The following is a 3,473-nucleotide window of genomic DNA, read 5'->3' as shown; positions in this document are numbered from 1 at the left end:
CGCGAACCGCACCACCCCGCCCCCGGGCCTGGGCTCGACACCGGTCAGTACACCGGGCACACGCGCCCGCTCGGCCCCGCGCGGCGGCAGCTCCCGCGCGTCCGTGCGCTGCCGCCGCCATGCGGAGCGCACGGCACGAAGCCCCTGCACCGTTCCGACCGCTTTCACCGAGCGCACCAGGTCAGATCCGTCCATGCGGCTCACCCTGCCACCGACCACCGGCGTCGCGGGCTCCGTTCAACTTCCGTTCACCCGTGGTGGCGCCACATCGCCGTGCGCCTCACTATGGGCGGAGCACCCTGGTGCGGAAGACGATCACATGGCATCGTCCCTGACAGCCGCGTCACGCGCACACCCCGCACGTGCGCGCGACCCACGCAGACCACGCGTACAGCCCGGGAGCAGCCCCATGACCTCGACGAACGCCGCACCTCTCTGGCAGCCGAGCCAGGAACGCATCGACGGCGCCCAGATCACCCGCTTCCAGGCCTGGGCGGCCGAGCACCACGGAGCCCCCGCAGAAGGCGGCTACCCGGCCCTCCACCGCTGGTCCGTCGCGGAGCTGGACACCTTCTGGAAGGCCGTGGCCGACTGGTTCGACATCCGGTTCTCCTCGCCGTACGAAGAAGTCCTCGCCGACCGCTCCATGCCCGGCGCCCGGTGGTTCCCCGGAGCCACCCTCAACTACGCCGAGCACGCCCTGCGCACCGCCGAGGACCCCGCCCGCGCCGACGAACCGGCCATCCTCCACGTCGACGAGACGCACGACCCGCAGCCCGTCAGCTGGTCCGAGCTCCGCCGCCAGACAGGAGCGCTCGCGGCACAGCTCCGCGCCCTTGGCGTACGCCCGGGAGACCGCGTCAGCGGCTACCTCCCCAACATCCCCCAGGCCGTCACCGCCCTCCTCGCCACCGCTGCGGTCGGCGCGGTCTGGACCTCGTGCGCCCCGGACTTCGGTGCCCGCTCCGTACTCGACCGCTTCCAACAGGTCGAGCCCGTCGTCCTGTTCACCGTCGACGGATACCGCTACGGCGGAAAGACCCACGACCGTACGGAGACCGTGGCCGAGCTCCGCCGCGAACTCCCCACCCTCCGCGCGGTGATCCACATCCCGCTCCTCGGCACGACGGCTCCCGAAGGCGCCATCGACTGGTCCGACGCCACGTCCGGCGACACCGAACCCGTCTTCGAGCAGGTCCCCTTCGACCACCCCCTCTGGGTCCTCTACTCCTCAGGCACCACGGGTCTCCCGAAGGCGATCGTCCAGTCCCAGGGCGGCATCCTGATCGAGCACTTCAAGCAGATCGGCCTGCACTGCGACCTGGGCCCGGGCGACCGCTTCTTCTGGTACACCTCCACCGGTTGGATGATGTGGAACTTCCTCGTCTCCGGCCTGCTCACGGGCACCACGATCGTCCTGTACGACGGCAGCCCCGGTTATCCGGACACCGGAGCCCAGTGGCGGGTCGCCGAGCGCACCGGCGCCACCGTCTTCGGCACCTCGGCCGCGTACGTCATGGCCTGCCGCAAGGCCGACATCCACCCGGCCCGCGACTTCGACCTCACCGCCGTCAAGTGCGTCGCCACCACCGGTTCCCCGCTCCCGCCCGACGGCTTCCGCTGGCTCCACGAGGCGGCGGGCGACGACGTCTGGATCGCCTCGGTCAGCGGCGGCACCGACGTCTGCAGCTGCTTCGCAGGAGCGGTCCCCACCCTCCCGGTCCACATCGGTGAACTCCAGGCCGCCTGCCTCGGCACCGACCTCCAGGCCTGGGACCCCCAGGGCAAACCGCTCATCGGCGAGGTCGGCGAACTGGTCGTGACGGCCCCCATGCCGTCCATGCCGATCCGCTTCTGGAACGACCCCGACGGCAGCCGCTACCACGACAGCTACTTCGACACCTACCCCGGAGTCTGGCGTCACGGCGACTGGATCACGATCACCGACCACAACTCCGTGATCATCCACGGCCGTTCGGACTCCACGCTCAACCGCCAGGGCGTCCGAATGGGCTCCGCGGACATCTACGAGGCGGTCGAACGCCTCCCCGAGATCAAGGAATCCCTGGTCATCGGCCTGGAGGAACCGGACGGCGGCTACTGGATGCCCCTCTTCGTCCATCTCGCCGAAGGCGCCACGCTCGACGACGCCCTGCGCACCCGCATCGTCAGCACCATCCGCACCCAACTCTCGCCCCGCCATGTGCCGGACGACATCATCGAGGTCCCCGGCGTCCCGCACACCCTCACCGGCAAACGCATCGAGGTCCCGGTCAAGCGCCTCCTCCAGGGCACGCCCCTGGCCACGGCGGTCAACCCGGGCTCGGTCGACAACCTCGACCTCCTGCGCTTCTACGAGGCCCTGGCCCTGGCCCGCAAGGGCGCCTAGCGGCTAACCCCCGTACGTGGCCTCGGACTCGCCGAGCACCCCGGCGAAGTCCGAGGCAAGACGCACCGCGTCGGCCGCCTCCAAGGTGGCGGTCGTGATCCGTACCGCAGTCGGCGTGGCGATACGGAACCGAGCGCCGGCCGCCACCCACCACCCCCGCGACCGCAACCCGTTGACCACCGCGGACTCGTCCCGCACCGGCACCCACACATTCAGCCCGCTCGCCCCGTGCGCCCCGATCCCGTGCACCCCGAGCTCCCGGACCAGCGCGTCCCGCCGCTCCGTGTAGGCCAGTTCCGCGCGCCCCACCAGAACCCGCGTCCCCGCATCGGACATCGTCCGCTCGACCGTCTCCTGCAGTACGTGACTGACCCACCCCGAGGTGAGCAGCATCCGCCCCTCGTGCCGGGCCAGCGTGGTCGCGTCGCACGCCAGCGCCGCCCACCGCAGATCGATGCCCAGATGCTTGGACACGGTCCGCACCTGGGCCCACCGCGCGAGCCCACCGCTCGCCAGCGCGTAGGAAGCGGCCCCCGCGATCTCCGCGTTGTGATCGTCCTCGACGACCAGCACCTCCGGATAAGCGCCGAGCACCTCCAGCAGTTCCGCCCGCCGCTCCGCCGAGAAACAGCCGCCCATCGGACTCTGCCCCCGTGGACTGCACACCAGCGCCCGGGCCCCCGCCCGCAACGCACCGCGCAGCGCCTCGGGCCTGATCCCCTCGTCGTCCACGGCCACCGAAGCCATCCGCAGCCCCAACGCCGGTACGAGATCCAGCAGATGATGAAAGCCCGGATCCTCCACGGCCACCGTGTCACCGGGCTTCAGCTCCACCGACAGCAGCCGCGCCATGCAGTCCAGCGCCCCGTGCGCGAAGGTCACCTGCCCGTCGGGCACCCCGTCCCGCGCGAACCACGCCCGGGCCAGCTCCTCAAGACCCGCCAGCCGAGGCGAAGCCCGGTGCGAGCCATTGACGGGATCCACCCGCTCCGGAGGCAGCAGCACCGGCAGGAACGCCGGGTCAGGATGCCCGCCCGCCAGGTCACGTACCCCCTGCGGCACACGCGGCGGCCGCCGCGCCCCT

Annotated in this window: 3 protein-coding genes; 1 reads left to right on the top strand and 2 read right to left on the bottom strand. The window is 71.4% G+C overall.

Annotated elements, in window-relative coordinates:
* Positions 1-195 (bottom strand): hypothetical protein (locus tag J0695_RS24090; RefSeq protein ID WP_206964825.1); only part of this gene is annotated, 195 nt, incomplete at its 3' end.
* Between the two features lie 214 nt (positions 196-409).
* On the opposite strand from J0695_RS24090, the gene J0695_RS24085 reads away from it, so the two are divergent.
* Positions 410-2,389 carry an acetoacetate--CoA ligase gene (locus J0695_RS24085; protein ID WP_206964823.1) on the top strand — a complete coding sequence of 660 codons (1,980 nt, stop codon included), beginning with the start codon at positions 410-412 and terminating at the stop codon, positions 2,387-2,389.
* 3 nt (positions 2,390-2,392) lie between these two features.
* Here the strand turns inward: J0695_RS24085 and J0695_RS24080 are convergent.
* Positions 2,393-3,473, bottom strand: a 1,081-nt coding sequence (locus J0695_RS24080; RefSeq protein WP_206964821.1) for an aminotransferase class I/II-fold pyridoxal phosphate-dependent enzyme, incomplete at its 5' end; no start/stop codon positions are given.

Source organism: Streptomyces beijiangensis (genome assembly GCF_017315755.1).
Lineage (GTDB): Bacteria > Actinomycetota > Actinomycetes > Streptomycetales > Streptomycetaceae > Streptomyces > Streptomyces beijiangensis.
This window is presented reverse-complemented; position numbering and strand designations above follow the sequence as displayed.

Excerpts from the sequence above, each read along its gene's own strand:
- J0695_RS24085 (WP_206964823.1), top strand. The coding sequence starts at position 410 with ATGACCTCGACGAACGCCGCACCTCTCTGGCAGCCGAGCCAGGAACGC.